The sequence below is a fragment of the Novosphingobium anseongense genome (assembly GCF_037482895.1).
In the GTDB taxonomy this organism is placed as follows: Bacteria; Pseudomonadota; Alphaproteobacteria; order Sphingomonadales; family Sphingomonadaceae; genus Novosphingobium; species Novosphingobium anseongense.
This window is the reverse complement of sequence record NZ_JBBHJZ010000005.1, coordinates 207,263-232,534: the sequence shown is the minus strand read 5'-3', so window position 1 is coordinate 232,534 and position 25,272 is coordinate 207,263. Positions and strand designations below refer to the sequence as shown.

The following is a 25,272-nucleotide window of genomic DNA, read 5'->3' as shown; positions in this document are numbered from 1 at the left end:
GCGACGATCGGCTTTGAAGGCCCGGGCGGGCGAAAATGTACGGTTTCCCATCCTGCCGATCGTCTCGTGGAGCCGGGCAGGATGATCGGCGTCCCGCTTACGAGACCGCGTAGGTCTTCGCTGTCGAGCCGTCGGTACGCGTCACGCGCCAAGGCAGTCCCATGCTCTTCAATTTGAGATTGAGGTAGTCGATTGGTGCGAGAGCCTTGCCCTGCTGCATGGCGGATGTCGCGGGATGCCCGCGCGAAACGTAGACTTCGGTCAGGCCCGCAAGAATGACGTCTCGCCGCGAACCTTCCGTTCCGTGCGCAGCGCCCTGTTCGGGCTTACCCAGCACGGCGCTGCTGCCATACGTAAAGCCCATCACCACCAAGGGCGTGAACGCGAGGCCGGCTATCGCCAGGCCAGTTTTCCAAACGGACATTGGCCTCGATAGCAGCTATTCCTGACAGGCTTCCATGAATTCGTATGGCGCCAGTTCAAGCGATGCAGCGCAAGAAACGCAGGCTCGCGGGAGCGGGCGATGCTCGGTGAAGACCCTTTCAGAGGTTCGCCTTGGTCCACGGCAGCGCAATCAGCCACTTCAGCCAGGAGTGCCTTCTCGTAGATCGACAGACCTACAGGGAACGCCGCTCGTCCGGCTCTGGCCGAGTGGCAGTCGAACTAAGGCGGCGCACGGAGGGGGCTCTGCCTCGCTGGCTCGCTTAGACTGACATCCGCGGCGCGCTGCTGCCGGAACCGCTAGTCGCGCTGCACCGCTCCGTTCAAGATGACTTCGACATATGTGTCAGCGATCTCTGCGGGCTGCGTGCGCCTTTGGGATCGTACCATTGAGTGACCCAGTGGGTTGCTCCCAGGATGATGAAACGCAGCAGTTTGACGTCGATCGTGGCAGACAGCTGGCCTACGGTCTGCGCGCGTTCGAGCAGGTCGATCCACAGTCTGCGAATGGCAAGGCGGCGTTCGCGGAGTTCGGCGGCGAGTGATGGCGGAACCTGGCCGACGATACGCTCGTAGGCGACGAAGTACGGATCGCGCGCGGTGTATAGAAGCACCATCGATCGGATCGCCTCCTTGACACGATCAAGCGGCGTCGCTTCGCGCGACATGGTCGCGAGCGCGTCGGTAATCGCACTCTGCAGCCTTTCAAGCGCGGTGAAAGCCACTTCGCGGACCAGATCTTCGCGCGACGGGAAGTAGTAGTAGATACTGGCGGCGTAGATCCCGATTTCGTTGGCGACGTCCTGCAAGGTCATGCCCGCGTAGCCTCGATCAGCCAGGGCTTTATTCCGTCCCTCCGATATTCCAATGCAATAATATGAGTGCATTGCGGATGGCACGCGGCCGTGCGATTTCTCGCGAGCTACAATATCGGCCGCTTTCCCCAGGAGAAATCTCATGGCGACGCTAGCACCAAGCAGGCAGCGCATTCGTCACTCGGAACGTCTGTTCAATTTCTCGTTCGCCTTTGGCGGCCTCAAGCAATCAGGGCTGGGCGGGGACGACGGGGGCGAAGGCCTGCAACCCCATCTCGAAGCCGAGACGGGGATTTTCGAGGCGGCCCGGAGGAACGCTAGCCCAGGCCAGCAGGATCGGAGCGCGAAATGAAAGCTGCCTATTGCTCGCAGGCGGGCGGTCCGGAAGTCCTGACTTATGGCAACGTGGCCGATCCCGTGATCGGAGACGGCGACGTCCTCGTGAGAGTGGAAGCCGTCAGCATCGAGGGCGGCGACGTCATCAGCCGACGTATCGGGCAGCCAGCCAGCGAACGTCACGTCGTAGGTTACCAGGCGGGTGGCGTCGTGGCGGCGGTCGGCGCCGCAGTGACGCGATTCAGTCCCGGCCAGCGCGTCGTGGCCCATGCCGCCTTCGGCAGCCATGCGGAGCTTTTCGCCGCGCCCGAAGCGCAATGCTTCGCAGTCCCCGACGGCGTTCCCATGGATGTCGCGGCGACGGTGCCGGTTACTTTCGGCACCGCGCACGACGCCTTGTTCGAGTTCGGGAAGCTGGCGGCGGGCGAGACCGTGCTGATCCAGGGCGCTGCGGGGGGTGTGGGCATCGCCTGTGTGCAACTTGCCAAGCGTGCGGGTGCTACGGTGATCGGTACCGCCCACGGCGCCGATCGGCTCGAGCGCTTGCGCGGACTGGGGCTCGACCACGGTATCGACTATGCGCGCGAGGATATCGGCGCGCGCACGAAAGAGCTGACCGGCGGACGCGGCGCTGATCTCGTTGTCGACATGGCGGGCGGAAAGGGACTTGCGCAATTGCTCGCCGCGCTGGCCTATCGGGGACGGTTTGCGGCGATCGGCGGGTCGAGCGGCGAATTCCCCGTTTTTACGTTCCGCGATCTACTGGCGAAAAACCTGACCGTGATCGGCGTCTACTTGGCGCTGGAGATAGGACGTCGCGCATCCGAGATGCGATCGCAGCCTACTATTCCGGGATCGCCGCCGGCCAGCTGGTCATGCCGATCGATAGGGTATTCCCGCTGTCACAAGCTGCCGAAGCCCATGCTCACGTCGAGCGAGGGCATCCTTTCGGCCGCGTGTTGCTGCACCCGTGACGGTCATTCACGCACGGTAGATTTGGGAGGGAAGACACGATCATGAAGGCAGCGGTACTTCGGCAGATTGGCCGGCTCGACATCGAAAACCTGGACCTCGATGGTCCGCGCGCGGGCGAGGTGCGGATCAGGGTCCTGGCGAGCGGGCTCTGCCACAGCGACTATCACATCATCCAGGGAGACTTTCCTGCTAGGTTGCCCGCGGTGCTGGGCCACGAGGCCGCGGGCGTGATCGAGGCTATCGGTGCCGATGTGCCAGGGCTCGCGCGCGGCGACTTGGTCGTGAGCTGTGTCTCTGCATTCTGCGGCTATTGCCATGAATGTCAGACCGGCCACACGCAGCGTTGCGAGGATAAACCCGGCAAGCACGACAGGCCGGCAGGATCGCGGATCACCAAGGGTGACGAGGCAATCTACCAGCTCGGCAATCTGGGCGGCTTCGCCGAGGAGATGGTCGTCCATCATCGGGCGGTGGTGAAGATCGCGCCCGACATGCCGGCGGCCGCCGCCGCGCTGCTGGGCTGCGCGGTGCTGACGGGTGTAGGTTCTGTCGTGAACGGGGCGCGTGTCGCGCCTGGTTCGACAGTCGTGGTGATAGGCTGCGGCGGGGTCGGGCTGAATGTCGTGCAGGGCGCTCGCATTGCTGGCGCCGCACGCATCATCGCGGTGGACCTCAGCGCAGCGAAGCTGGCCACGGCACGCTCGTTCGGCGCGACCGATACGGTGATCGGCGGCGATGATGCCGCTGCGCAGATCGTCGAACTGACCGGGGGCGGCGCCGACTATGCCTTCGAGGTCGTCGGTTCGGAGCCGACGGCCCAGTTGGCGCTCGACGCGATCCGCCGTGGCGGCACGGTCGTGCTCGTGGGCATGGCGCGGCTCGACGGCAAACTGTCGCTTCCGATAACCGCGTTCATGATGGCCGAGAAGCGCGTGATCGGTTCCATGATGGGCAGTTCGCCGTTTCAGATTTTGCTGCCTCAGCTCGTCGAGCACTATCGGCACGGCCGACTGATGCTCGATGAGCTCGTTTCGGCGACGATACCGCTGGAGCAGATCAACGAAGGCTATGCCAGGATGGCGCAAGGCGAGGTGACGCGCAGCGTCATCACGTTCTGACGAAGGCACCGGCCTCGGGAACGGCGCTCGAAGGATGTGGCGACTTTCCTCTGCGATCGCAGCTATTCATGAAGTGCCGGAGAGCATCGGGCATTTAGCCGGGAGATAGGTAAAAATGGAAAAGACGGAACGCGAAAGGGGCTGCTGATGTCGAATGCCGAGCTGGTGCGCACTTTTCTGGAGCGTTGGGATCACAGCGATATCGCTGGCGCCTTTGCCTTGATGTCGACCGACATCGTCTACAAGAATACCGGCTACCCCGATGCGGTCGGTCATGAGGCGGTCCGCAAGACCCTGGCGAGACTCATTGACGGCACGACGCCGATGACCTCGGTGATCCATGCCGTGGCGGAAAATACGGACGGTATCGTGATGACCGAGCGCACCGACACGCTTCATCATCCGAATGGTGCGATTTCGTTTCCCGTAATGGGGGCGTTTGACGTTTCGAACGGGCTCATAAGCGGTTGGCGCGATTATTTCGACGCGAGCATCTTCAAGGCTGGCTGACCCGAGGCGAGGCGGCGTCAGCCGTTCGCGATCCGCGCGATGGCCTCCATGGAGGCAGCGTCGGGATTGCCGATGCGCAGCACGGTGAAACCGGCATCGCGCCATGTCTTGAAGCGTTCGGCGATTCTTGGCTCCTTGCCGATCAGCGCGCCCTCGTCGACATACTCGTCGGGCACCGCGGTCAGTGCCTCTTCCTTGCGGCCAGCGAGGAAAAGCTCCTGGATGCGCTCCGCCGCCTCGCCATAGCCGCGTTCGACCATCGCGTCCTTGTGGAAGTTCTTCTGCTGCGCTCCCATGCCGCCGACGTAGAGCGCAATCGTCGCCTTGGCGGAATCGAGCGCGGCGCGCACGTCTTCGGTGACGATGACCCGAACGTTTCCGGCGATCTCCATCGCCTCGATGGTCCGCCCGTCGCCGCGACGGGCCAGGCCTTCCTCCAGCAGCTTCAGCTTGGCGCCGAGGCTGTCCGGCGTCAGGTGCATCGATAGCCAGCCGTCGGCGATCTCGCCAGTCAGGCGTATATTTCCGGGCGTCGAAGTGCCGAGATAGATCGGGATGTCGGGGTTGCCGTGCAGGATCGATTTGAGCGGCTTGCCGAGCCCCGCCGCGCCCGGCCCGGTGTAGGGCAGGCTGATTTCGCTGCCGGCATAGGAGACCGGCCCTTCGCGCCGCCAGATGCGCCGCATGATCTCGACATAGTCGCGCAGCCGGGCCGAAGGTTTGCCCCAAGGCTGACCGTACCAGCCCTCGACGATCTGAGGGCCCGAGACGCCGAGCCCCACCGCAACGCGTCCTTGGCCGGCCAAGGCATCGATCGTCTGGGCGACCATTGCGCAGTTCGCAGGGGTGCGGGCGGCAAGCTGGGCGATGCCGCTGCACAAGCGAATGCGGCTTGTCCGCGCCGCGATGAAGGCGAGCGGGCTGAACACGTCTGAGCCATAGGATTCCGCGGTCCAGATAGAATCGAAGCCCAGCGCCTCGGCGCGCAGGATCGCCTCCATCGGAAGGTCGAGCCGCGCGCCGCTGTAGCCGATGTCCAGTCCCAGTTTCATGGTGTTCCCCTTCCACGTTTCTTCTTCGTCGATGTCTCATCCACGGCAAGACTTCGGTCGCGATATCGTGGGGAGAGTATCGGCCGCTCGTGCTTGGCATCGCGCAGGGGCTCGGTCAGAAATGCGCACCGGGAGATCGATGGCACACGACCTTGAAACCGCGAGGCACCGCCTCGATCCGCTGATCGCCCCGCGCTCGGTGGCGCTTGTCGGTGCTTCGGAGCGCAATCACTTTGCCGGACTTGCCATGCGCGCCTTGCGGGGTGTCGGCTATGCCGGTCCCCTGCATCTCGTAAACCCCAAGGCCGCCGCAGCTTTCGGGCTGGGCGCGGTCGCGCGGTGCTCGGACATCGACGCAGAAGTCGAGGCGGCATATCTCTGCGTTCCGCAGGGAGCAGTGCTCGATGCGGCGCATGATGCGGCGCATGATGCGGCGCATGATGCGATCGATGCGGGCATCCGCAATCTCATTGTGGTCTCGGGAGGGTTTGCCGAGGTCGGCGGCGAGGGCGTCGCCCTGGAAGCGCAGCTGGCGGCCCTGAGCCGTGACCGCGGAGTCCGTATGCTGGGCCCCAATTGCCTGGGCTTCCGAAACAACCTGGCCAGCGTCGCACTCGGCTCCATTCCTTTCATCGAGCAGACGCCCCGACCGACGATCGCCTTGGTTGCCGCCAGCGGGTCGGTCGCGTCTTCGGTGATCAACTACGGGATACAGCAGGGTATCGGCTTCACCCACGTCATCGCGACCGGCAACGAGATGGACGTGACGATCGCAGACCTCATCGATTACCTCACGGAAATTGACGAGGTGCTTGCAATCGCGGTCTTCATCGAAGGCGTGAAGGATCCGGAGCGCTTCATTGCCGCGGCCGAGAAGGCGCGCGCCATGCACAAGCCGATCGTCGCGCTGAAGGTCGGCTCGGCCGCAGCCACAGCGGCCGTGGCGGCGGCGCATACCGGCGCGATGGTGGGGGATGATTGCGTGTTCGATGCCGTCTGCGACCGTCTCGGTATAGTGCGCGTCGACACGATCGAGGGACTGGTCAATACGGCCGCGACGATTGCGGCGACGGGGCCGATCGCGCGACCCGGTGTGACGCTGGTGTCCATGTCCGGAGGCGTCTGCGAAATCGCTTCAGATTACGGTGCGGCCAGGGGCGTCGCTTTCCCGCAGTTCGCCGAGGACACGCGGGCCGAGCTTGCAGGCCAGATCTCGGTGCTCGGGCAGATGCACAACCCGCTCGACCTCACCGGCGCGGCCGTACGCGATGAGCACCTGTGGGCCACGGTGCCCGAAATCATCGCGCGGGATCCGGCGATCGGGCTCACGCTCATTGCCTGGAACGTTCCGCAGGTAGCCGAGCCGAGCATGCCCAACACGCTCGATCTGATCGGCAAGACCGTGCAGAACCTCGCGACGCCCGCACTGATCGTAAACAACGTGGAGCAGCCGGTGAACGAGTATGGCCGCGCCTATCTCGCATCGCACGGCCAGTTGTTCTCGCCCCCGGGGCTCGCGCATGCGCTCGATGCGGTTCGCGGGCTGTGGTGGTGGTCGTCCCGACTGGACCGACCGGCTTTCGCGGTATCCGTGCCGAGCGATATCAAGGCAAGACCGGCCAACGAACGCGAGACGCTGTCGCATCTGTCGGATTACGGGGTGCCGGTTGTCCCCACGCGTGTCGCTCGAAACGCGGACGAGGCCATCGCAGCTGCGCGCGAGATCGGCGGGCCGGTTGCTCTCAAGCTCCTGTCGGGCCAGATCGCCCACAAGAGCGAGGTCGGCGGCGTGGCGCTGAACCTGCTCGGCGACCAGGCCGTGGCTTCGGCCTATAGGGCAATGATGGTCGCGGTGGCCGAGCGCGCGCCCGGCGCCGTCATCGAGGGCGTGCTGGTATCGCCGATGCGGGCGAACGGCATCGAACTTCTCGTGGGCATCGCGCGGGATCCGCAATGGGGGCTCGTCGCGGCGGTCGGCCTCGGTGGCTTCTGGGTGGAAGCGCTGGCCGATACCGCGCTCATGCTATTGCCTGCGACGCGAGAGGACATCGTGACGGCCTTGCGATCCCTGCGCGGTTTCAAAATGCTCGATGGCTATCGTGGACTGCCGGAGGCCGATCTCGAGGCGGTTGCCGATGCTGTCGTGCGCATTGGGGATGCGGCCCTGGCGCTCGGCGACGATCTGGCCGCGCTGGAGGTCAACCCCTTGTTCGTCGCCGGCAGTCACGTCGAGGCGCTCGACGCTCTGGCGGTGTTCGACGGAAACACGCCATGACCGATCCGACCCGCATTCCCGTGATCGTCGGGATCGGCGAGATCAACGACCGGCCGGCGTTGGAGGCCGAGGGTCTCGATTCGGCGGAACTGATGGCTGCGGCGGCACGCGCGGCCGATGCCGACGCGGGTGGCGACTGGCTTGGCCGCTGCGACTGGGTGGCGATCACGCCTCAGATATCGTTCCGCCAGCTCGATGTGCCCTCCTTGCTGCGAGGTGCGCTCGGCATTGCGCCCAAGACCATGTTCGAGGCGCCTTCGGCCGACGGCGATTCACCGGTCCGCCATCTCAACGATGCGGCCAATGCGATCGGATCGGGCGAGGCGGAAATCTGCCTGCTGCTGGGCGGCGAGGCGGTGCGTACCGCTGCGCGGCGGGCGGCAGCGGCCGGCGGCGGCGGCAACCTGTTCCAGGGCTCGCTCAACGCGGCATCCGAACTGCGTCGCCGCTACGGCCTCATCACGCCGAGCGAGATCTATCCGTTCTACGAAAACGCCTGCCGTGCCGCCTGGGGGCAGTCGCTGGCCGAGGGGCAGGCCGAGAGCGGCGAGATATGGTCGCTGATGTCCAAGATCGCAGCCGATGCCGAAGGCGCCTGGCTCAAGCAGCCGCGCAGCGCGGCCGAGATCACCGAATGGAGCGCCGAGAACCGCCCCATCGCCTTTCCCTATTCGAAGCTCACCGTCGCCAATTCCTCGGTCAATCAAGCCGCCGCGCTGATCGTCACCAGTCTTGCCAAGGCATGGGCGGCGGGCTTTGCCGAGGATCGCCTGGTCTTCGTGGGTGCGGGGGCCTCGGCACACGAGAGCGACGAGCCCCTGGCTCGCGCCGAATGGACGGGCACGCCATCGATGGATCTCGTGCTCGACAAGGTCTTGGCTTTGAACGGATTGGCGGCAGACGATCTCGACCATGTCGAGCTCTACTCGTGCTTCCCCTGCGTACCGAAGATGGCGCGGCGGCGTCTCGGGTTTGGCGCAAGTCGGCCGCTCACGGTGCACGGCGGCCTGACCTTCGGTGGCGGGCCGATCGGCAACTACATGATGCATGCTGCCGCGGCGATGGTGCGCGAACTTCGCCGCGGCGGCGAGCATGGGTTGCTCTACGGCAATGGTGGGCACTGCTCGCACAACCATGCGATCGTCCTGTCGCGTCGGCAGCCCGAAGACCTGGTCTTTCCGCAGGACTACCGTTTTCAGGCAGAAGCCGATGCGTACCGTGGGCCGATTCCTTCGCTCGGCGACGATTACGAGGGACCGGTGACGATCGAGACTTATACCGTTTTCTATGATCGTGGCGGCGCCCCCACCCATGGCGTGGTGCTTGCGCTTTCGCCCGTCGGCACGCGTGTCGTCGCGCGAGTTGATGCCGAAGATACCGCTGGGATTGCCTTCCTCACGGATGGCAGGACAGAACCGGTAGGGAGAGCGGCGCGAACCGAAAAGATCGGAGACGTGCTGCATCTGCGTGCTGTCCCGTCGCGGTCGTAAGGCACAATATGGGAGGTGTGCCGCTCAGGCGTCCTCCGGTTCCTTGGGATAAACGCCCAGCGAGCGCCCGAAGCCCGACAAACCGTCAGCACGATGTCGGCGGCCTGAGTTTGCGTCGGGCCGCGCGCGAAGGAATATTGCGAGAAGCGCGCGGGCGCCGCCGTTTGGCGATCCGCCGAGGGAGCTAGGCGATGACCACCGAAAGCAGGGGCGAGATCGTGCCCGTCGTCCTTTTCGAGATGATCGAGCCGCATCTCGCGCTCGTCACCTTGAACCGGCCCGAGAAGCGCAATGCCGTCAATGGCGAGATGGCGGCTGCGCTCGAAGCGGTCGTCAAGCGGACCGAGGACGATCCGCAGGTGCGCGCGGTGATCCTCACCTCGTCGCAGGACAAAGTGTTCTGCGCCGGGGCGGATCTCGCAGCCGTCGCCAGCGGCACGGGGTTGAACATGGAGACCGCGCACGGCGGCTTTGCCGGCTTCGTCTTCGCGGCGCGTACCAAGCCCTGGATCGCCGCCGTGGAAGGCGTGGCCGTGGCCGGCGGCTTCGAAATCTGCCTGGCTTGCGACATGATCGTCGCCTCGCGCAACGCGCGCTTCGGTCTGCCTGAGGTGAAGCGCGGGTTGATGGCCGGCGCAGGCGGCGTGCATCGCCTGCCGGTCCGCATTCCTGCTTCGATCGCGTACGAACTGATCGCCACAGGTGAGCCTATCGACGCCGAGCGGGCCTATGCCACCGGGCTGCTCAACCGCTTGGTCGAACCGGGTGAGGCGCTGGCCGCGGCGCGCGAACTGGCCGGGCGCATCACGCCCAATGCCCCACTGGCGGTGCAGCATTCGTTGGCCGTGGCCCGCGTCGGGACAGCCCTGCCCGATGGTGCCGCGCGTGTGCTCGCGGCCGAGCGCATGGCCATGCTGCGCAAGACCGAGGATTTCCGCGAAGGACCGCGCGCTTTCGTCGAGAAGCGCGATCCGATCTGGACGGGGCGCTGAGCGTGGCACTGCCGAACATCGGGGTTCCGCAGCCGGGCGAGGACGGCACGCACATCAGCTTCTGTCGGCTGTGCGAGGCGCTCTGCGGGCTCAGCGTCGAGGTGAAGGACGGGCGCATCGCGAAGATTGGGCCCGACCGCGAGCATCCGGTCTCCGAGGGCCACATGTGCGTCAAGGGCGCGCGCATGATCGACGTGGTCCACGATCCCGACCGCTTGCTCCATCCGCTGCGTCGCACGGGCGGGCCGGGCGAGTTCGAGCGCGTGTCCTGGGACGAGGCGCTCGACGACATCGCCGCACGCCTTTCGGCGATCGTCGCCGAGCACGGCGGCGAGGCGGTGACCGCCTATCTCGGTAATCCCGCGTCCTTCGCGACGATGCACCCGGCCTATATGAACGGCTTCCTCAAGGCGTTGGGCGCGGACAAGAAGTTCAATTCGATGCATACCGACACGGGGGCAAAGAACCTCGTGCTGGAGCTGACTTACGGCAACCCCTATCGCTACACCTTCCCGGATCTGGAGGACTGCGACTTCCTGATCGTGATCGGCGGCAATCCCGCGGTTTCGCACATGTCGCTGATCTCCGAACCGCGGGCCTTGCAGAAGCTCGATGCCATCGCAGCGCGTGGGGCATCGTCGTTGTCGATCCGCGGCGGACCGAGACCGCGCGGCGTTACGGGCACCTGGCCGTGCGACCGGACAGCGACGTCTGGTTGCTGACCATGCTGCTGCGCACGGTGTTCGAGGAAACGCTGTTCGATGCCGACGCACTCGATGCGCGGGCGCACGGCTGGCGCGAACTGCGCGATGCCGTAGCGGCGGTACCCTTCGCGTTGGCGGCCGAGCGCTGCGGCGTTTCCGAGGAGGCTGCGCGCGATCTCGCCCGCCGTTTCGCCGGGGCGCGGACAGCGGCCTGCTACACCAGGCTGGGGACGGGGCGCGGCTCGTTCTCGACGCTGACCAACCTGATGATCGAAAGCCTTAATATCGTCACCGGGCGGTTGGGGCAGCAGGGCGGCTGGGTGATAGGGCAGGGGCCTATCGAGCTGTTCAAGGTCAATGCGAGTCCCTACGGCACGCGCCGCTCGCGCATCGGCGACCTACCGCTGGTACTGGGTATCACGCCGGGCGGATCGCTGGCCGACGAGATCACGACGCCCGGCCGGGGCCAACTGCGCGCGCTGTTCTGCGATTCGGGTAATCCCGTGCTGTCCTATCCACGCGGCGATCGGCTGGAGGCAGCGCTGGACCAGCTCGACCTCATGGTTTCGTTCGATCTCTACGTGACCGAGACGACGCGCTGGTCGCACTACGTCCTGCCATCGACGACCTTCTTCGAGCGCTCCGATCTCAACGAATTGTGGGGCGCAAATGCCCCGCGGCCCTGGGTGCAGTATTCGCCGCCGGTGATCGAGCCGCAGGGTGAGGCGCGCGGCGAGTACGAGATCTATGCGGCGATCCTACGGCGCATGGGGCTGCCGGGGCCGCTGGCAATGCTGGGCAGCGCGGCGAACCCCGATCCGGGGCCGATCGAAGCCGCCGACGCACTGTTGCGTAACGGTCCCTGGGGCGGCGAAGGTGGGCTCAGCGTGGCGAAGCTCGCGGACGAGCATCGGCATGGCCTGCGCTACATGGACCGCGTCGATGCCGAGGCGACGATCGATCTGATCCACTACGAAGACCATAAGGCGCGGCTGTGGGGTGAGGTTCACGAGGCCGAATTCGCTCGTCTGGTCGCAGCGCGCGAGCCTCGTGGCGAGTTGCGCCTGTTCGGCCGGCGTCGGCTGCAGTCGCTCAACAGCTGGATGCACAACAGCGAGCGCCTGACGCGCGGAGACCTGTTCAGCCTGCAGGTGCATCCCCACGACGCGCAGCGCTTCGGCGTTGCCGACGGCCAGTCCGTGAAAGTGACGAGCGCGAGCAATGCATTGGTGGTCGTCGCCGAGGTCACCGACGAGGTGATGCCGGGATCTGTCTGCTATCCGCACGGCTGGGGCCATCGCGGCGGCGGCTGGCAACGAGCCAACGCCATCGGCGGCGCCAACATCAACCTCCTGGCGTCGGACGATCCTGCCGATTGGGAGCAGGTTTCGGGCATGTGCCTGCTGGACGGAATTCCCGTGCGTCTGGAGCCCGCCTAGCCCCAGTGCCCGATGGCGTGCGGATGGTTCCAGCATTCGGCCAGCCGCCCATCGCGCACGCGGAAAACCTCGATCCCGGCCATCTTGGGGACCTTCTCCGAGCTCGTGTCCATGTTCCAGACAAGGACGACGTGATCCGCATCGGCGACGACGAACTGGTTCTCGAAATGTGGAGCATTGGTCGCGACCGTCTGGCGCACTCGCTCAACCTGCTGGTCGTGCGACAGCTCCATCCGCTTGCCCGCTTCGTGTCGGATCATCGGGTCGGCACATATCTGGCGGATCAGTTCCGCGTTGCCCTTGTTCCAGACCTCTTCGGTGTAAAGCCTCGCAAGATCGTTCGGGCTATGGGTCATGCGAATTGCTCCTTTTCGCCGACAGATGTCAGCCGCTTTAGCGACAGCTATTTTCTGCGACACGATTGGGCGCGAATATCACCCGGACGAAGCCAGCCCCGACAATCATAAGCTAGGCGGCGCGGTAGGTAGCTCCATCCGGGTTGAAAATTATAAGTTGCATTGTAAATTACAATCAAGGACTCCCAAAAAGATGGGTCCAGGGATCGAGGGAAGCGATGGGAAAGGCCTCTTCGGCAAAGCGTTGTGACCTCCCGATACCCTTCGGCTGGTTTGCGGTCGCCTGTTCGGTCGAGCTTCAACCCGGCCAGGTCCTGCCGCGTGAATTCTGCGAGACCGAATTCGTGCTCTGGCGGGGGCAGGATGGCGCGGTGCGCGCGATAGATGCCTATTGCCCGCACCTGGGGGCGCACCTCGGCTATGACAGCGCGGTCGTCGGCAACGATCTGCGCTGCCCGTTCCATCACTGGCAATATGCGGGGGACGGACGGGTCACGACGATTCCCTATTCGCCCAAGGTGCCACCCAAGCTGGCCCGCGCCAGCGACCGCGCCTGGCCGGTCTACGAAGACATGGGCATGATCTTCGTCTGGTGGCATCCGCGCAAGGCCGCGCCGCTATGGGACCTTTCGCCGGTTACCGAGATCGCCGACGACGGTTGGGTACCCGATGAGTACCGCGACTGGGTGGTCGACATCCCTGTGCAGGAGCTGACCGAGAACGGCGCCGACATCGCCCATTTCGCCGCGCTCCATGGCACGAAGAGCCCGCCCGTGCCCGAACTGAAGATCGACGGCTACACGCGCTACAGTTCGGTTTCCACCAGGATGCCGACGCCGCGCGGAGAAATCGACGGCAAGATCACCGTCCGCGCGCCGGGACCGGGCGTCTCGTTCACGCGATTTCACGGCATCGCCGACATGCTGCTGATGCAGATGCACACGCCGATCGACAGCAGCCATACCCTGCTGCGCCACCAGTATTTCATCCCGCCCGTGCTCGACGATCGCAAGGTCAACGTCACGCGCGCGCTGGTCCGCGAGACCTGGCGCCAGTTGGAGCAGGACATCCGCATCTGGAAGCACAAGAAGTACCTCGTCGATCCGATCCTGGTGAAAGGCGACGGGCCGATCCTGGCCTATCGCGAATTCTTCCAGCGCTATTACGCATGAAGTTCACCGCGGAACTGCCGCTGGGCGTCGTCGAGCCGGCGGGCGAATTCCAGTCGATGGCGGCGGCGGCCGAAATGGCGCAGGCGCTGGAGCGCGCATGGATCGACGCCTGTTTCATCACCGATCATCCCGCGCCCGACTCCGCCTGGCTGCGCGGCGGTTTCGGGCACGACGCGCTCGATCCCTTCGCCGGCCTTGCCTTCGTCGCCGCCGCGAGCAGCCGGCTGATGCTGCATACCAACATCGTCGTGCTCGGCTATCGCAGCCCGCTGGTGACGGCCAAGGCCGCGGCGACGGTGCAGGTGCTTTCGGGCGGGCGGCTGATCCTGGGCGTCGGCGTCGGCTATCAGAAGACCGAGTTCGAGGCGCTGGGCGTCGATTTTCGTCGCCGCGGCGCGCTGACTGATCAGGCACTGACACTGATCCGGCAGGCATGGGCGGGCGAGCAGGTGCCGCCGGGCAACGAGCCGCGCCCCGTGCCGAATCCACCGCCGCCGATCTGGGTCGGCGGATCGAGTGATAAAGCGCTCGACCGCGCGGCGCGCTGGGGCGACGGCTGGTGCCCGTTCTATGCGACGCCGGGCATGAGCGCGATCAACGCTCAAAGCGGAGTCCAGTCGGACCAGCATCTGCGCGAGTTGATCGTCCGGCTGCAGGAAAGGCGCGCGGCGCTGGGGAAGGACGGGCCTTTCGACATCGTCCTCGGCCCGAGGATGCGCGTGAAGGCGCCGACGCCCGAAACCGCCGAGCGCTTCCTGGCGGCGCTGGACGGGCTGAAAGCGGCGGGCGTCACCTGGGCGACGGTCAACTTCGCGCACCCCAGCCGCGCCGCCTATGTCGAACTGGTCCAGTGGTTCGGCGAGCACGTCGCCGCCAGAAGCGTCTGACGGGAGAATTCGGCGATGGGCATGCCCAAGGACTTCGCGGCGATCGATCTGATGGTCGGCATCCCGACCGACGAGCACAACGAGGCGGGCTACAAGGCCGTCGCCGCCATGCAGCGCGACGGCGCCGGCACGGCTACGCCGATGCCCGCGGGCTACATGTTCAAGAACGTGCCCTCGCTGGGCACCGATCCCGCGAGATACGTCGACGCGATCGTGGCCGAGATGGACCGCTTCAACGTCGGCAAGGCAATGATCTCGGTCGCCGAGGCGGACCGCAATCCCGGCGTGGCCGAACGCCATGCCGACCGGTTCTTCCTTTCCACTTCGGTCGTGCCGATCAACGGCATGGAAGAAGTGCGACGCATCCGGAAGCTCAAGCGGGAGCGCGGGATCAAGGCGCTGACCTATTTCCCCTCGGCCTCGATGCCGCAGGTCGCGATCAACGAGCGCGAACTCTATCCGATCTATGCTGCGGCGATCGACCTCGACCTGCCGATCGTCGTCAACGTCGGCGTACCAGGCCCGCGCTTGCCGCTACGCACGCAGAAGGTCGAACTCGTCGACGAGGTCTGCTGGTTCTTTCCCGAGCTCAAGTTCGTCATGCGCCATGGCGGCGAGCCTTGGGAGGATCTGGCGATCAAGCTGATGCTCAAATATCCGAACCTCTATTACTGCACGAGCGCCTTCGCGCCGAAGCATTATCCCAAGGCCATCATCGACTATGCCAACAGCCGCGGCGCCGAAAAGATCATGTATGCCGGGTACTTCCCCTGGGGCCTGTCGCTCGAACGCATCTTCGCCGAGTTGGAGCAGCTTCCATTGAAGGACGAAGTCTGGCCGTTGTTCCTGCGCGACAACGCGGCGCGGGTGTTCGGTCTAACATGAAGTTACGCGCGTCCCATGACGTCGACGTTGCCACGCGCGCGGGCGACGAGATCGGTCACCGCGGTGCCCATCTCGGCCGCATCCCACTTGCGACCGAGGTCCAACTCGGGACCGATCCGCCAGGGCTCGACCACGGCCACGCGGCCGCCCTTGACCTCAAAGACGCGGCCCGAGACGTGGCGCGCTTCCATGCTGGCGAGCCAGGCGACGAGCGGAGCGACGTTTTCGGGCGCATAGGGATCGAAGCCGTCCACGTCGCGCTTCGCGGGATCGATCAGGTGGCCGCTCATATCGGTCGCGGCCGCCGGGGCGAGGGCATTCGCGGTGACGCCATAGCTAGCAAGTTCGTAGGCGGCGTTGATCGTCAGGTTGGCGACACCCGCCTTGGCGGCCGCATAGTTCGATTGCCCGGGATTGCGGAACAGGCCGGCGTTCGACGTGGTGTTGATCACCGCCGCCGCCACGGGCGTACCCTGCTTCGCCATCCCGCGCCAATAGCGGGCGGCTTGCGAAAGCGTGGTGTAGGTGCCCTTGAGGTTCACGCGGACGACCGTGTCCCAGTCGTCCTCGGACAGGTTCACGAACATACGGTCGCGCACGATGCCGGCGTTGTTCACCAACACGTCGAGCCGGCCGAAGCTGACGAGCGCCGTATCGAGCAGCGCGGCGGCGACCGCCATGTCCGAAACGTCGCCGACATGCGCCACCGCGGTGCCACCCTCGGCGCGGATCAGGTCCACGACCTCGTGGGCCGGTCCGGGCGAGCGGTTGTTGACGATCAGGTGCGCGCCGTGACGGGCCATTTCGATAGCTTCGGCGCGGCCGATGCCGCGGCCGCCGCCGGTGATCGCGACGACGCGCCCCTCGCACAGGCGCTGTTTCGATGTCTCGGTCATCCAGGTCCCTCGAAATGCAGTGCCAAAAGTGCAATCTGCATTGTGGTTTGTAAATGCCCGAGGTCTGCGGCAGGCAGCGCACCGCCGATATCGAAGGAACCGCAATGAAGACCAGCACCGCCAGGCGACCGCGGGCAAGTTCGCTGGAGAAGCGCCAACGCATTCTCGACGCCGCGGCCAGGGTGCTCGCACGACAGGGCTATGCCGAAACCACTCTGCACGACGTCGCTGGCGAATGCGGCACCTATGCCGCCAGCCTCTACTACTATTTCCCCTCGCGCGACGATCTCGTGAAAGAGGTGGTTCTCCTCGCCGTCGGGCGGTTCGGGGCGGCCATGGCCGAGGCGGTGGCGGCGCTTCCCGCGCAGGCCACGGCTATCGACCGGCTCAAGGCCGCCGTGCGTGCAATGCTGCTTCTGAGCATAACCAAGGACGACTACGCGGTCGCCTACAACCGGATCTTCGACCAACTACCCGACGCGTTGAACCGCGAGGTCGAGCAGGCGCGCAACGCGGTGCCGATCGGTGTCGCCGAACTGCTGACCGCAGCGATCGAAGCGGGCGAGATCGGCGCGGGCACCGACGCGAAGCTCGCGCGGATACTGATCATCGGCACCACTCACTGGATGTCGAAATGGAGTGCCAGCAAGGACCAGCGCTCGCCGCACAAGATCGCCGAGCAGATGACCGAGATGCTGATGCGCGCGGTTGCATAGAGGGATATCCCGGATGACGCAGAACCTGCCGCTCGCGCATCGCCTGCCCGACACGTCGGTGCCGCTGCTGGACACGACGGTGGGGGAATCCCTGCGATTGACTGCGGCGCGCTTTCCCGAACGACGTGCGCTCGTATGGCCGGCGGGAGAGGGCATCGCCGCGATGACCTACGCCGAACTGCTGGCCCAGGCCGAGCGAACCGCCGCATGGCTGCTCGAACACGCCGTGTCGGGCGATCGCGTGGCCATCTGGTCGTGCAATTCGGTCGAATGGATTCTCGTCGAATATGGCTGCGCGCTGGCGGGGATGACGGTCGCCTCGTGGAACCCGGCCTGGACCGATTTCGAATGCGCCCATGCTCGCGATCTGACCGCGCCAGCGCTGTTGCTTGCCGGCAGCGATACCCGTGGCGTGTCGTTGCAGGAGCGGGGGACGGCGATCATGAGAGCCCATCTCGTTCATCCGCTCGACGATCTGCTCGACCTGGTCGCGAGCGTCGAAGCGGGTGCGCTGCCCGATGTGATGCCTGCCGACCTTTTCCTCATCCAGTTCACCTCGGGCACCACGGGCAAGGCCAAGGGTGCGGCGATGTCGCACCGCACGGCGCTCAATGGCGCCTGGCTGCGCGTCGTTGCCGCCCAGGCTGATGAAAGCGACGTCTGGATCAACCCGGTACCGCTCAACCACATGGGGGGCGCGGTGAGCCTGGTGATCGGCTGCATGACCGTGGGGGCCTGCTATGTCGTGATGACGCGCTTCGATCCCGCGCAGTTCGTCCGTCTGATGGGCCAATGTGGTGCGACGCGGATCGGCGGCGTCCCGACGATGATCTATGCGCTGCTGGAACAGCCGGAGTGGGCCGAGGCGGCGCGCGACTTGCGCGCGGTCGGATCGGGCGGGGCGCAGGTTCCGCGGCCGCTGATCGAGCGGCTGATGCAGGACTACGGTGTCACCGTGCTCGTCGCCTTCGCACAGTCCGAATGCCCGATGATCAGCGCTACGCTGCCGGGCGAAGATCCGCTGCTGGCCGCAGAGACTGTGGGCCGGCCCGTCTCGCATACCGAAGTGAAGATATGCGATCCACAGACCGGCGCGACCTTGCAAGTCGATGAGGTCGGGGAGATCCGGGTACGCGGGCCGGTGGTGATGGACGGCTATTTCCGCATGGCCGAAGCCACCGCGGCGACGATCGACGCCGACGGCTTCCTGCATACCGGCGATCTCGCCTCGCTCGACGCCGAGGGCTATATCCGCATCCACGGCCGCGCGCGCGACGTCATCATCCGCGGCGGCGAAAACATCTATCCGGCCGAAGTCGAGGACTGCCTTCTGACCCATCCCGCTGTTCATGCGGTTGCGGTCGTGGCGGTGCCGGACGAGCGCTGGGGGCAGGTGGTCGGCGCGGCGGTTCAGCTGTGCGAAGGCGCCAGCGCGACGGCGGAACACCTGGAAGCCCATACCGCCGAGCGGATCGCCCATTTCAAGGTCCCGCGGCGTTGGCAATTCGTCGAGAGCTTTCCGCTGACCGCTTCCGGCAAGATCCGCAAGGTGGAAGTCGAGGGTCTGTTTTGAGGTCCCGTCCCCGTCATGCCGAGCACTTGCGCCACAGCCGCCAGACAGAAAATGTGTACGCCTTTCGTCTTCCTACGCGGATACACGAAGAAATGAATAATCGTCAATTCGTGCTCGGCGCCTGCAATGGAGGCGCTGCCCCGTGGCCCGCCGATCGTCGCTTTGGCTAGCTTCAAGCGGGTGAGCTGGAAATCTGTTGCTCATCCGAAATGCGGTGATCGCGCATAGGGAAGCCTGTACTTGTGTTTTTGAGCCAGAAAACGTGTGCGAACGGGGCTGGCAGGATCCCGTTCCTGGGCGCGCGATAGCGCGCCTTTCTTTGCAAGCGGCGATTGCGACCTGGTGCGTGCGGACAGATTTAGCCGAGGACGCGCCCTCCTACCTGATGATGTGTCAAATCCTGGCTTCACCTGGACTGCGGCGGGTGATACCCCGGGCTCGGTGATCAAAAGACGGGATATGTCCATGCCCTCCAACGGCTTTCCCTCCGAGGAAGTGCGCAGCGATTTCTACCCCAAGGCCGACTATCTGGACCGCCGCTTCCACGATCTGGAGAAGGAACAGCTCTGGCCCAAGGCGTGGCAGATCGCCTGCCGCGAAGATGAGATCGCGAACGTGGGCGATTACGTCGTCTACGACATTATCGACGATTCCATCGTGGTGGTCCGCGGCGGCGACGGAGATGTCAGGGCCTTTCACAACTTCTGCCCGCATCGCGGCACCCTGCTGGTCGAGGGGCAGGGGAACGCCAGGCAGTTCGTCTGCTCCTTCCATGGCTGGCGGTTCGGCACCGACGGCCGCAACGTCAAGGTGATCGATCGCCAGGACTGGGGCGATTGCCTGGCCAAGGGCGACGCTGATCTCGTGCCCGTCGCGGTCGGTACCTGGGGCGGCTGGGTGTGGATCAACATGGATCCCGATTGCCAGCCGCTCGATCGCTATCTCGAGCCGATGAAATCGAAGTGCGAACTGTTCGAGTTCGAGAAGCTTCACCCGGCCTGGTACAAGTCGGTGGTGGTAGAGGCGAACTGGAAGACCACGATGGGGGCCTTTACCGAGTTCTACCACGTCCAGACGACGCATGCGCAGATGCTGACCTACACCCAGGACTATTCGACGAGCCGGGCCATGGGCAGGCACGGCTGGATTTCCTACGAAGGCGGAACCGGCTTGCCCGTCGGCCGCAGCCCGCGGTTGCCGGCGAAGGAGGTCGCCGATTTCCGCGAGCACCTGTTCGAATATGCCGAGCAGTTCCGCGACGACTTGCAGGCGATGCAGACCCAGCGTGCGTTCGATGCGACGCAGCGCCTGCGCACCGAGACGACGGCCGAGACCCCGCCCCATGACGTCGTCGCCAAGTGGGGGCAGTTCATTTACGAAGCCGCGATCGAAAGCGGCGCCGGCTGGCCCGATGGGCTGACTCCCGAATACCTCGCCGAAAGCGGTTTCGATTGGCACGTGTTTCCGAACACGGTGTTCCTGCACCCGGCCATCGAGGCCGTGCTGTGGTACCGGTTCCGGCCCTACGGCGACGATCACACGCGCTGCATGATGGATGTCTGGTCGCTCGAACGTTTTGCGCCGGGTGCCGAGCCGAAGGTCGAGCACGAGATCTATCAAGACTGGCGCGAAGGCGATTTCCCGCTGATCTTCCGCCAGGATTTCCTCAACATTCCCAAGGTCCAGAAGGGCATGAAATCGCGCGCCTTCAAGGGCGGTCGGCCAAGTCCGATCCAGGAACGCGCACTGTCGCATTTCCACAAGACGCTGCGCCGCTTCCTCGAGGATCCGCACGCCGACGACGACCTGGGGCCTGAGCCCAAGGTGCCGGCGCCCGCTCCGTCGGACGGTTGAGGCGGCTATGGGTTTCGACGAGACCTTCGACCTTGTGATCGTCGGCAGCGGCTGCGCCTCGGTGACGGCCGCCCTCGCGGTTCAGGCGGCCGGCGGGAGCGCGGTGATCCTCGAGAAGCAGGCGCTGTTCGGCGGCTCGACCGCGTTCTCGGGCGGCATCGCCTGGATTCCGGCCAATCCGCTGCTCGATGACGACAGCGTGGAGGCGGGGCGGACCTACGTCGACGCGATCGTCGGCGCGCCGGACAAGGCATCGCCCGTCGAGAAGCGGGATTCTTTCATCGCGCAGGGGCCAATGGCCGTCCAATTCCTGCTCGATCAGGGCGTCGATCTGATCCGCGTGCCATGGCCCGACTACTACTCGAACGAACCTGGCGGGCACGAGTACGGTCGTACGATCTCGGCCGCGCTGTTCGACCTGCGCGAGCTCGGTGACTGGCAGGACAAGCTCGGATACTTCTACGGCTTTCCGCGGATGCCGGTCGGCTCGTGGGAATTCGTCGACCTGACGCTCGCTAAGACGACCTGGAAGGGCAAGCGCGCGGCGCTCAAGCTCGCCTGGAACATGCTCAAGGACAAGCTCACGGGGGCGCGCACCGTGGGGTCGGGCAATGCCCTGCAAGGGCGCATGCTCAAGGCGGCGCTCGATCATCGCGTGCCGATCCGGCTCGAGCATGAGGTGACCGGGCTCGAAATCGACGCCGGTGCGGTGGTGGGAGTCACGGTCCGGACCGCGCAGGGCGAGCGGCGTATCGGCGCGCGCAAGGGCGTTCTGCTCAACGCCGGTGGCTTCTCGCGCAACGCCGAAATGCGCAAGGCCTTCCAGCCGCAGCCCAACACCGGCGCCTGGACCATGGCCAATCCGGGCGACACCGGCGGACCGATGCAGATGGCGATGGCGCTGGGCGCCGACGTCGATTGCATGGAGGAGGCCTGGTGGACACCCGGATCGCTCCTGCCCGACGGAACCTATGGCGGCTTCCACGTGCCGGGCGAGTCGGGCAAGCCGGGCGTCATCATCGTCGGTCCCGATGGGCGGCGCCTGGGCAACGAGGCCGGCGCCTATATGGAATTCGGCCAACGCATGTACGCAAGCGGCGCCGTACCGGCCTGGGCGATCATCGAGGGGCGGGCACTGACGCGCTATAGCTGGGGGCCGGTCCTGGCCGGCAAATCGCCCGCTCCGTTCGTCGAAAGCGGCTATTTCCTCAGGGCCGACACGCTTGCCGATCTCGCGCGCAAGGCGGGGATCGATCCCGACGGGCTGGTCGGCGAGGTGGCACGTTTCAACGGCTTCGCCGAGCGGGGCGTCGACGAGGACTTCGGCCGCGGCGCGAGCCATCACAACCGCGCGATGGGCGATCCGGGCAACAGGCCCAATCCTACCCTCGGCAAGATCGAGGCAGGGCCGTTCTATGCCGTCGAGATCCTGCCGTTGGACGTCGGCACCTCGGGCGGGCTCGTGACCGACGAGAATGCGCGGGTGCTGCGGGCCGACGGGAGCGCCATTCCCGGCCTCTACGCCGCCGGCAACATCACCGCCCCTGTGGTGGGCCACACCTATCCCGGCGCCGGCGCCAGCATCGGCGGTGGCATCGTCTTCGGCTACGTCGCCGCGTGCCATGCGATGGCGCCTGGTGACCGGCAGGGCGCGGGCTGATCCGGCTGCGCGGGCCTGCGTGGCGACCCGTGGCCATTTCCATTCCCGGTAATGGCCACAGATTGCCGCGACTTTCGAAAATTGGCCGAAACCGTCGCCCCTTGTTGGCTCGCGGGCGGCGGACGTGCGACGCTCGACCCGTTCGTCGCGCTCACCGCCGCGGCGGCGGCCAGCCCTCGGCTGCAGTTGCAGACACACATTCTGGTCCTGGCCTACCGCAATCCCTTTGTCGTCGCTAAGGCGGCGGCCTCACTCGACGCCTTGGCCGGTGGTCTGCTCATCCTCGGGATCGGCACCGGCTATCTGAAGCCAGAATATGCCGCGGTCGGCGTGTCGTTCGAGGATCGCGGCGAGATTACCGACGAATCCATCCATATCCTGCGCCAGGCCTGGACGGGTGAACCGGTGCAGCATGAAGGCCCGCGTTTCACCGCGCGCGACGTCGTAATCCTGCCGCGACCGCCACGGGCGGAGGGCATTCCGATCCGGGGCCGGTGGCAATGCGAACCCGGCGATCCGTCGCGCGGTCGCGCTGTGCGATCGCTGGTCGCCGTTCCCGGTCGCCGGCGTCGTCACCAAGACCGCGCGCACCGACGAACTCTCAACCATCGCCCATCTGCAGGAGAAGATCGCCTATGCGCCGGGCCTATGCCGACGATATCGGCCGGACCAGCCCGCTGACGATCTGCATGGGCCGCCTCGATGGCGGTGCACTGGCACCGCAAGACCCCGCCGGGGTTGCCCAAGCCATCGATGCCTATGGCGAACTGGCAGAGGCTGGCGTCACTTGGACCACCGTGGGCCTCCCGGCGCCCAGCCGCGCCGCATTCGCCGAGAATGTCCAATGGTTCGGCGAAGAGATCGTCGCGAAATTGCCCCCAATAGGGTGAGCGCGTCACGAGGTCAGGCGACGGCTTGCCGGACCTCGCCGATCATACTCATCTTCGCTGGAATCCGGCCCGATCGCGAAAGCTCGGAATGGACGCTCGATCACTCGTCGATCCCGCATCGGGGTTACTTGTCGCCATCCTTCGGATAGTGCGTTGGATAGGGTTCCATTCGAAGGGCGGCTGCACAGCACGATGGCAATGTCCAAGCGCGTCACGAAGGCTCCCCTGCCGGTCGCCGAAGGGGAGCAGCGGGGGCAAAAGCTCGTCAAGAAGGCCATGGCTCTGGGAGCCAAGGGCAACAAGACACGCTCGCTGTTGATGGCAAGCGCCCGGAGGCTGCTCGACGCAAATTCGCCTTTGAGCCTTTCGGCCGCGGCCATCAGCAAGGAAGCGGGCACCTCGCCGCCCACCTTCTATGTCTATTTCGAGAACGTCGAAGACATTCTCTGGGCGCTCTGCGAGGAAATCACCCAGGATGTCTCGCATCTGTTCGATGACGATGCATTCCTCCGCGTGGACGAGCGGCTCGAAGACGATGCGCTCGCCTTCGTTCGCGGCTATTGCGCCATCTGGGCCGAGCATGGCCCGCTCCTGCTCTACCGCAACATGGAAGCCGATCGCGGCAACAAGCGCTTCAACCAACTGGTCCTGCGCATCGCTCTGCCGATACTCGAGGGCATCACCGAGCGGATCGTCGAGGTGGGACTTCAGGGCCAGGCCGTATCGCGCGTCGATGCCAACGCGGAAGCGGTCGTCCTGGTAAGTGCCATCGATCGCATTGCCGCGGCCTTGCATCTGTGGCCTGAGGAGAGCCTCATGCCGGAGGTCTTGCTTCGCGCCGAGGCCCGCGTGTTGACCCGCATGCTGCGTCGCTGACTCGAAGGTCCTAATGCCGGCCGAACTCTGACGCAGGCTGTGGGGGCCACAGTCGCTTTCCCATGATAGGCGATCGGATTGACATGGCCGCGCGGCGGACCTCTAATCGCGGTAGAGCGAGGGGGGAGCGCCATGGATAACGCCTTGCGGCAGTCGGCCATCTGGATGATTCTCATCGCGGCGTTTCTGGACATGATGGCGATGGGCATCGTCATGCCCGTGCTACCTGGCCTGATCGAGGACCTGACCGGTTCGCTCGCTGCCGCGGGCATCTGGACGGGTATCATCGGCAGCCTTTGGGCGCTGATGCAGTTCGTCTGCGCGCCGATGATCGGGAGCCTGTCCGATCGGTTCGGGCGCCGCCCGGTGATCCTGATCTCCACCGCAGGGCTGATGCTCGACTGGGTCCTCATGGCGGTCGCGCCCAACCTCTGGTGGCTCGTGATCGGGCGTGTCATCGGCGGGATCACCTCGGCGAGCGCCACCGCGCTGTTTGCCTATATGGCCGACGTCACAGCGCCCGAGCGTCGTGCCCGCGCCTTCGGACTGATCGGTGCGGCGATCTCGGCGGGCTTCGTGCTCGGTCCGGCCATCGGCGGCATTCTGGGCGAAGTGTCGCCGCGGCTGCCGTTCTGGGCCGCGGCCGGCTTTTCCGGTGCGGCCTTCCTCTATGGGCTGGTCGTTCTGCCTGAATCCTTGCCGCGTGAACGTCGCCGGCCACTGACCTGGCGTTCCGCCAGCCCCGTCGCGGCCTTGCGGATGGTGGGCGGGCGGCGCGAACTCAGCCGGCTCGCGCTCAGCGTATTCCTGCTGACCTTCTCGCACCGCCTGTTCATGACCGTTTTCGTGCTCTTCGCCGGGCATCGGCATGGGCTCTCGACATTGCAGGTCGGCGCACTGCTGGCCTTCTCTAGCGTGCTCGACCTGATCGTGCAGGGAACCGCGGTCGGCCCGGCGACGGCGCGCTTCGGCGATCGCCGCACGACGATCGTTGGGCTCATCGGCGGCATGGTGAGTTTCCTGGCCATGGGCCTCGCGCCGAACGCCGCGCTCTTCGTTGCGGCGATGATCCCGGCCTCGCTGATGGGGCTGGCCGAGCCGACGCTCAAGTCGATGCTGTCGCGCCGCGTGCCCGAGAGTGAGCAGGGCCAGTTGCAGGGAGCGATGCAGAGCCTCGCCAGCGTGGCGGGGATCGTCGGGCCGGTGTTCTTCGGCTGGGTCTATGCCGCGTCGAGTTCCAGCCTGCCGGGGCTCAGCTTCGTGATCGCCGCGGCCATTCTTGCCCTGGCCGCCCTCACGGCCGCGGCGCGAACGCCCGCGACGATCGCTTCGCCGAGTTCGGCGCCAGGGTGAATCGAGC

General features: G+C 65.6%; 25 protein-coding genes. 20 read left to right on the top strand and 5 right to left on the bottom strand.

The window, feature by feature from the left end; translation table 11 throughout:
• Nucleotides 1-97 precede the first annotated feature (97 nt).
• Together WG901_RS20730 and WG901_RS20725 are read right to left on the bottom strand one after the other, a co-directional pair.
• Nucleotides 98-424, bottom strand: coding sequence for a hypothetical protein (locus WG901_RS20730; RefSeq protein ID WP_339589027.1), 327 nt, complete (start codon nucleotides 422-424; stop codon nucleotides 98-100).
• A gap of 340 nt (nucleotides 425-764) precedes the next feature.
• On the bottom strand, nucleotides 765-1,328 hold the full coding sequence (locus WG901_RS20725; protein WP_339589127.1) for a TetR/AcrR family transcriptional regulator: 564 nt from the start codon (nucleotides 1,326-1,328) through the stop codon (nucleotides 765-767).
• A 70-nt stretch (nucleotides 1,329-1,398) separates the two neighbouring features.
• Between WG901_RS20725 and WG901_RS20720 the strand changes: the two genes are divergently transcribed.
• From WG901_RS20720 to WG901_RS20700, 4 genes are all read left to right on the top strand, one after another.
• Complete coding sequence (locus tag WG901_RS20720; protein ID WP_339589026.1) at nucleotides 1,399-1,608, top strand: hypothetical protein; 210 nt, start codon at nucleotides 1,399-1,401, stop codon at nucleotides 1,606-1,608.
• Nucleotides 1,605-2,612, top strand: a complete 1,008-nt coding sequence (locus WG901_RS20715; protein ID WP_465263054.1) for a quinone oxidoreductase family protein — start codon at nucleotides 1,605-1,607, stop codon at nucleotides 2,610-2,612. Before WG901_RS20720 ends, WG901_RS20715 begins: the two co-directional genes overlap by 4 nt.
• Complete coding sequence (locus WG901_RS20705; RefSeq protein ID WP_339589025.1) at nucleotides 2,609-3,685, top strand: Zn-dependent alcohol dehydrogenase; 1,077 nt, start codon at nucleotides 2,609-2,611, stop codon at nucleotides 3,683-3,685. Before WG901_RS20715 ends, WG901_RS20705 begins: the two co-directional genes overlap by 4 nt.
• Before the next feature lie 147 nt (nucleotides 3,686-3,832).
• Nucleotides 3,833-4,195: a limonene-1,2-epoxide hydrolase family protein gene (locus WG901_RS20700; protein ID WP_339589024.1), complete on the top strand. Its 363-nt coding sequence runs from the start codon at nucleotides 3,833-3,835 to the stop codon at nucleotides 4,193-4,195.
• Between the two features lie 17 nt (nucleotides 4,196-4,212).
• Here the strand turns inward: WG901_RS20700 and WG901_RS20695 are convergent, their stop codons facing one another.
• Nucleotides 4,213-5,247, bottom strand: a complete 1,035-nt coding sequence (locus tag WG901_RS20695) for an LLM class F420-dependent oxidoreductase (protein WP_339589023.1) — start codon at nucleotides 5,245-5,247, stop codon at nucleotides 4,213-4,215.
• 139 nt (nucleotides 5,248-5,386) lie between these two features.
• Between WG901_RS20695 and WG901_RS20690 the strand changes: the two genes are divergently transcribed.
• The 5 genes from WG901_RS20690 (at nucleotide 5,387) to WG901_RS20670 (ending at nucleotide 12,147) form a co-directional block, all read left to right on the top strand.
• Entirely contained in the window at nucleotides 5,387-7,522 is a 2,136-nt protein-coding gene (locus WG901_RS20690) for an acetate--CoA ligase family protein (RefSeq protein WP_339589022.1), read from the top strand.
• Nucleotides 7,519-9,012: an acetyl-CoA acetyltransferase gene (locus tag WG901_RS20685; protein ID WP_339589021.1), complete on the top strand. Its 1,494-nt coding sequence runs from the start codon at nucleotides 7,519-7,521 to the stop codon at nucleotides 9,010-9,012. Before WG901_RS20690 ends, WG901_RS20685 begins: the two co-directional genes overlap by 4 nt.
• Nucleotides 9,013-9,203: 191 nt before the next feature.
• Nucleotides 9,204-10,004, top strand: coding sequence for an enoyl-CoA hydratase-related protein (locus tag WG901_RS20680; RefSeq protein ID WP_339589020.1), 801 nt, complete (start codon nucleotides 9,204-9,206; stop codon nucleotides 10,002-10,004).
• A gap of 2 nt (nucleotides 10,005-10,006) precedes the next feature.
• Nucleotides 10,007-10,726 carry a molybdopterin-dependent oxidoreductase gene (locus WG901_RS20675; RefSeq protein ID WP_339589019.1) on the top strand — a complete coding sequence of 240 codons (720 nt, stop codon included), beginning with the start codon at nucleotides 10,007-10,009 and terminating at the stop codon, nucleotides 10,724-10,726.
• The gene (locus WG901_RS20670) at nucleotides 10,639-12,147 is read left to right on the top strand and encodes a molybdopterin-containing oxidoreductase family protein (protein ID WP_339589125.1); all 1,509 of its coding nucleotides are present in this window, start codon (nucleotides 10,639-10,641) and stop codon (nucleotides 12,145-12,147) included. Before WG901_RS20675 ends, WG901_RS20670 begins: the two co-directional genes overlap by 88 nt.
• Here WG901_RS20670 and WG901_RS20665 read toward each other — a convergent pair.
• Nucleotides 12,144-12,503: a nuclear transport factor 2 family protein gene (locus WG901_RS20665; RefSeq protein WP_339589018.1), complete on the bottom strand. Its 360-nt coding sequence runs from the start codon at nucleotides 12,501-12,503 to the stop codon at nucleotides 12,144-12,146. The genes WG901_RS20670 and WG901_RS20665 overlap by 4 nt on opposite strands.
• A gap of 218 nt (nucleotides 12,504-12,721) precedes the next feature.
• Between WG901_RS20665 and WG901_RS20660 the strand changes: the two genes are divergently transcribed.
• From WG901_RS20660 to WG901_RS20650, 3 genes are read left to right on the top strand one after another with little or no spacing between them, the layout of a single operon-like run.
• Nucleotides 12,722-13,675, top strand: a complete 954-nt coding sequence (locus WG901_RS20660; RefSeq protein ID WP_339589017.1) for a Rieske 2Fe-2S domain-containing protein — start codon at nucleotides 12,722-12,724, stop codon at nucleotides 13,673-13,675.
• Nucleotides 13,672-14,562, top strand: a complete 891-nt coding sequence (locus tag WG901_RS20655) for a TIGR03619 family F420-dependent LLM class oxidoreductase (protein WP_339589016.1) — start codon at nucleotides 13,672-13,674, stop codon at nucleotides 14,560-14,562. The genes WG901_RS20660 and WG901_RS20655 overlap by 4 nt, the downstream gene beginning before the upstream one ends.
• A 15-nt stretch (nucleotides 14,563-14,577) precedes the next feature.
• Entirely contained in the window at nucleotides 14,578-15,447 is an 870-nt protein-coding gene (locus WG901_RS20650) for an amidohydrolase family protein (protein ID WP_339589015.1), read from the top strand.
• A 2-nt stretch (nucleotides 15,448-15,449) separates the two neighbouring features.
• Here WG901_RS20650 and WG901_RS20645 read toward each other — a convergent pair whose 3' ends face one another.
• On the bottom strand, nucleotides 15,450-16,343 hold the full coding sequence (locus tag WG901_RS20645; protein ID WP_339589014.1) for an SDR family NAD(P)-dependent oxidoreductase: 894 nt from the start codon (nucleotides 16,341-16,343) through the stop codon (nucleotides 15,450-15,452).
• Nucleotides 16,344-16,447: 104 nt separating this feature from the next.
• Between WG901_RS20645 and WG901_RS20640 the strand changes: the two genes are divergently transcribed.
• From WG901_RS20640 to WG901_RS20605, 8 genes are all read left to right on the top strand, one after another.
• Entirely contained in the window at nucleotides 16,448-17,059 is a 612-nt protein-coding gene (locus WG901_RS20640) for a TetR/AcrR family transcriptional regulator (protein WP_339589013.1), read from the top strand.
• A 13-nt stretch (nucleotides 17,060-17,072) separates the two neighbouring features.
• Nucleotides 17,073-18,632, top strand: coding sequence for a class I adenylate-forming enzyme family protein (locus tag WG901_RS20635; RefSeq protein ID WP_339589012.1), 1,560 nt, complete (start codon nucleotides 17,073-17,075; stop codon nucleotides 18,630-18,632).
• A gap of 465 nt (nucleotides 18,633-19,097) precedes the next feature.
• On the top strand, nucleotides 19,098-20,486 hold the full coding sequence (locus tag WG901_RS20630; protein WP_339589011.1) for an aromatic ring-hydroxylating oxygenase subunit alpha: 1,389 nt from the start codon (nucleotides 19,098-19,100) through the stop codon (nucleotides 20,484-20,486).
• Nucleotides 20,487-20,493: 7 nt separating this feature from the next.
• Nucleotides 20,494-22,146, top strand: coding sequence for an FAD-binding protein (locus WG901_RS20625; RefSeq protein WP_339589010.1), 1,653 nt, complete (start codon nucleotides 20,494-20,496; stop codon nucleotides 22,144-22,146).
• 81 nt (nucleotides 22,147-22,227) lie between these two features.
• Nucleotides 22,228-22,827, top strand: coding sequence for an LLM class flavin-dependent oxidoreductase (locus WG901_RS20620; RefSeq protein WP_339589009.1), 600 nt, complete (start codon nucleotides 22,228-22,230; stop codon nucleotides 22,825-22,827).
• Entirely contained in the window at nucleotides 22,782-23,036 is a 255-nt protein-coding gene (locus WG901_RS20615) for a hypothetical protein (protein WP_339589008.1), read from the top strand. Before WG901_RS20620 ends, WG901_RS20615 begins: the two co-directional genes overlap by 46 nt.
• A gap of 192 nt (nucleotides 23,037-23,228) precedes the next feature.
• Nucleotides 23,229-23,912 (top strand): TetR/AcrR family transcriptional regulator, encoded by a 684-nt coding sequence (locus tag WG901_RS20610; protein WP_339589007.1) that lies wholly within the window; start codon nucleotides 23,229-23,231, stop codon nucleotides 23,910-23,912.
• Between the two features lie 132 nt (nucleotides 23,913-24,044).
• On the top strand, nucleotides 24,045-25,265 hold the full coding sequence (locus WG901_RS20605; RefSeq protein WP_339589006.1) for a TCR/Tet family MFS transporter: 1,221 nt from the start codon (nucleotides 24,045-24,047) through the stop codon (nucleotides 25,263-25,265).
• Nucleotides 25,266-25,272 lie beyond the last annotated feature (7 nt).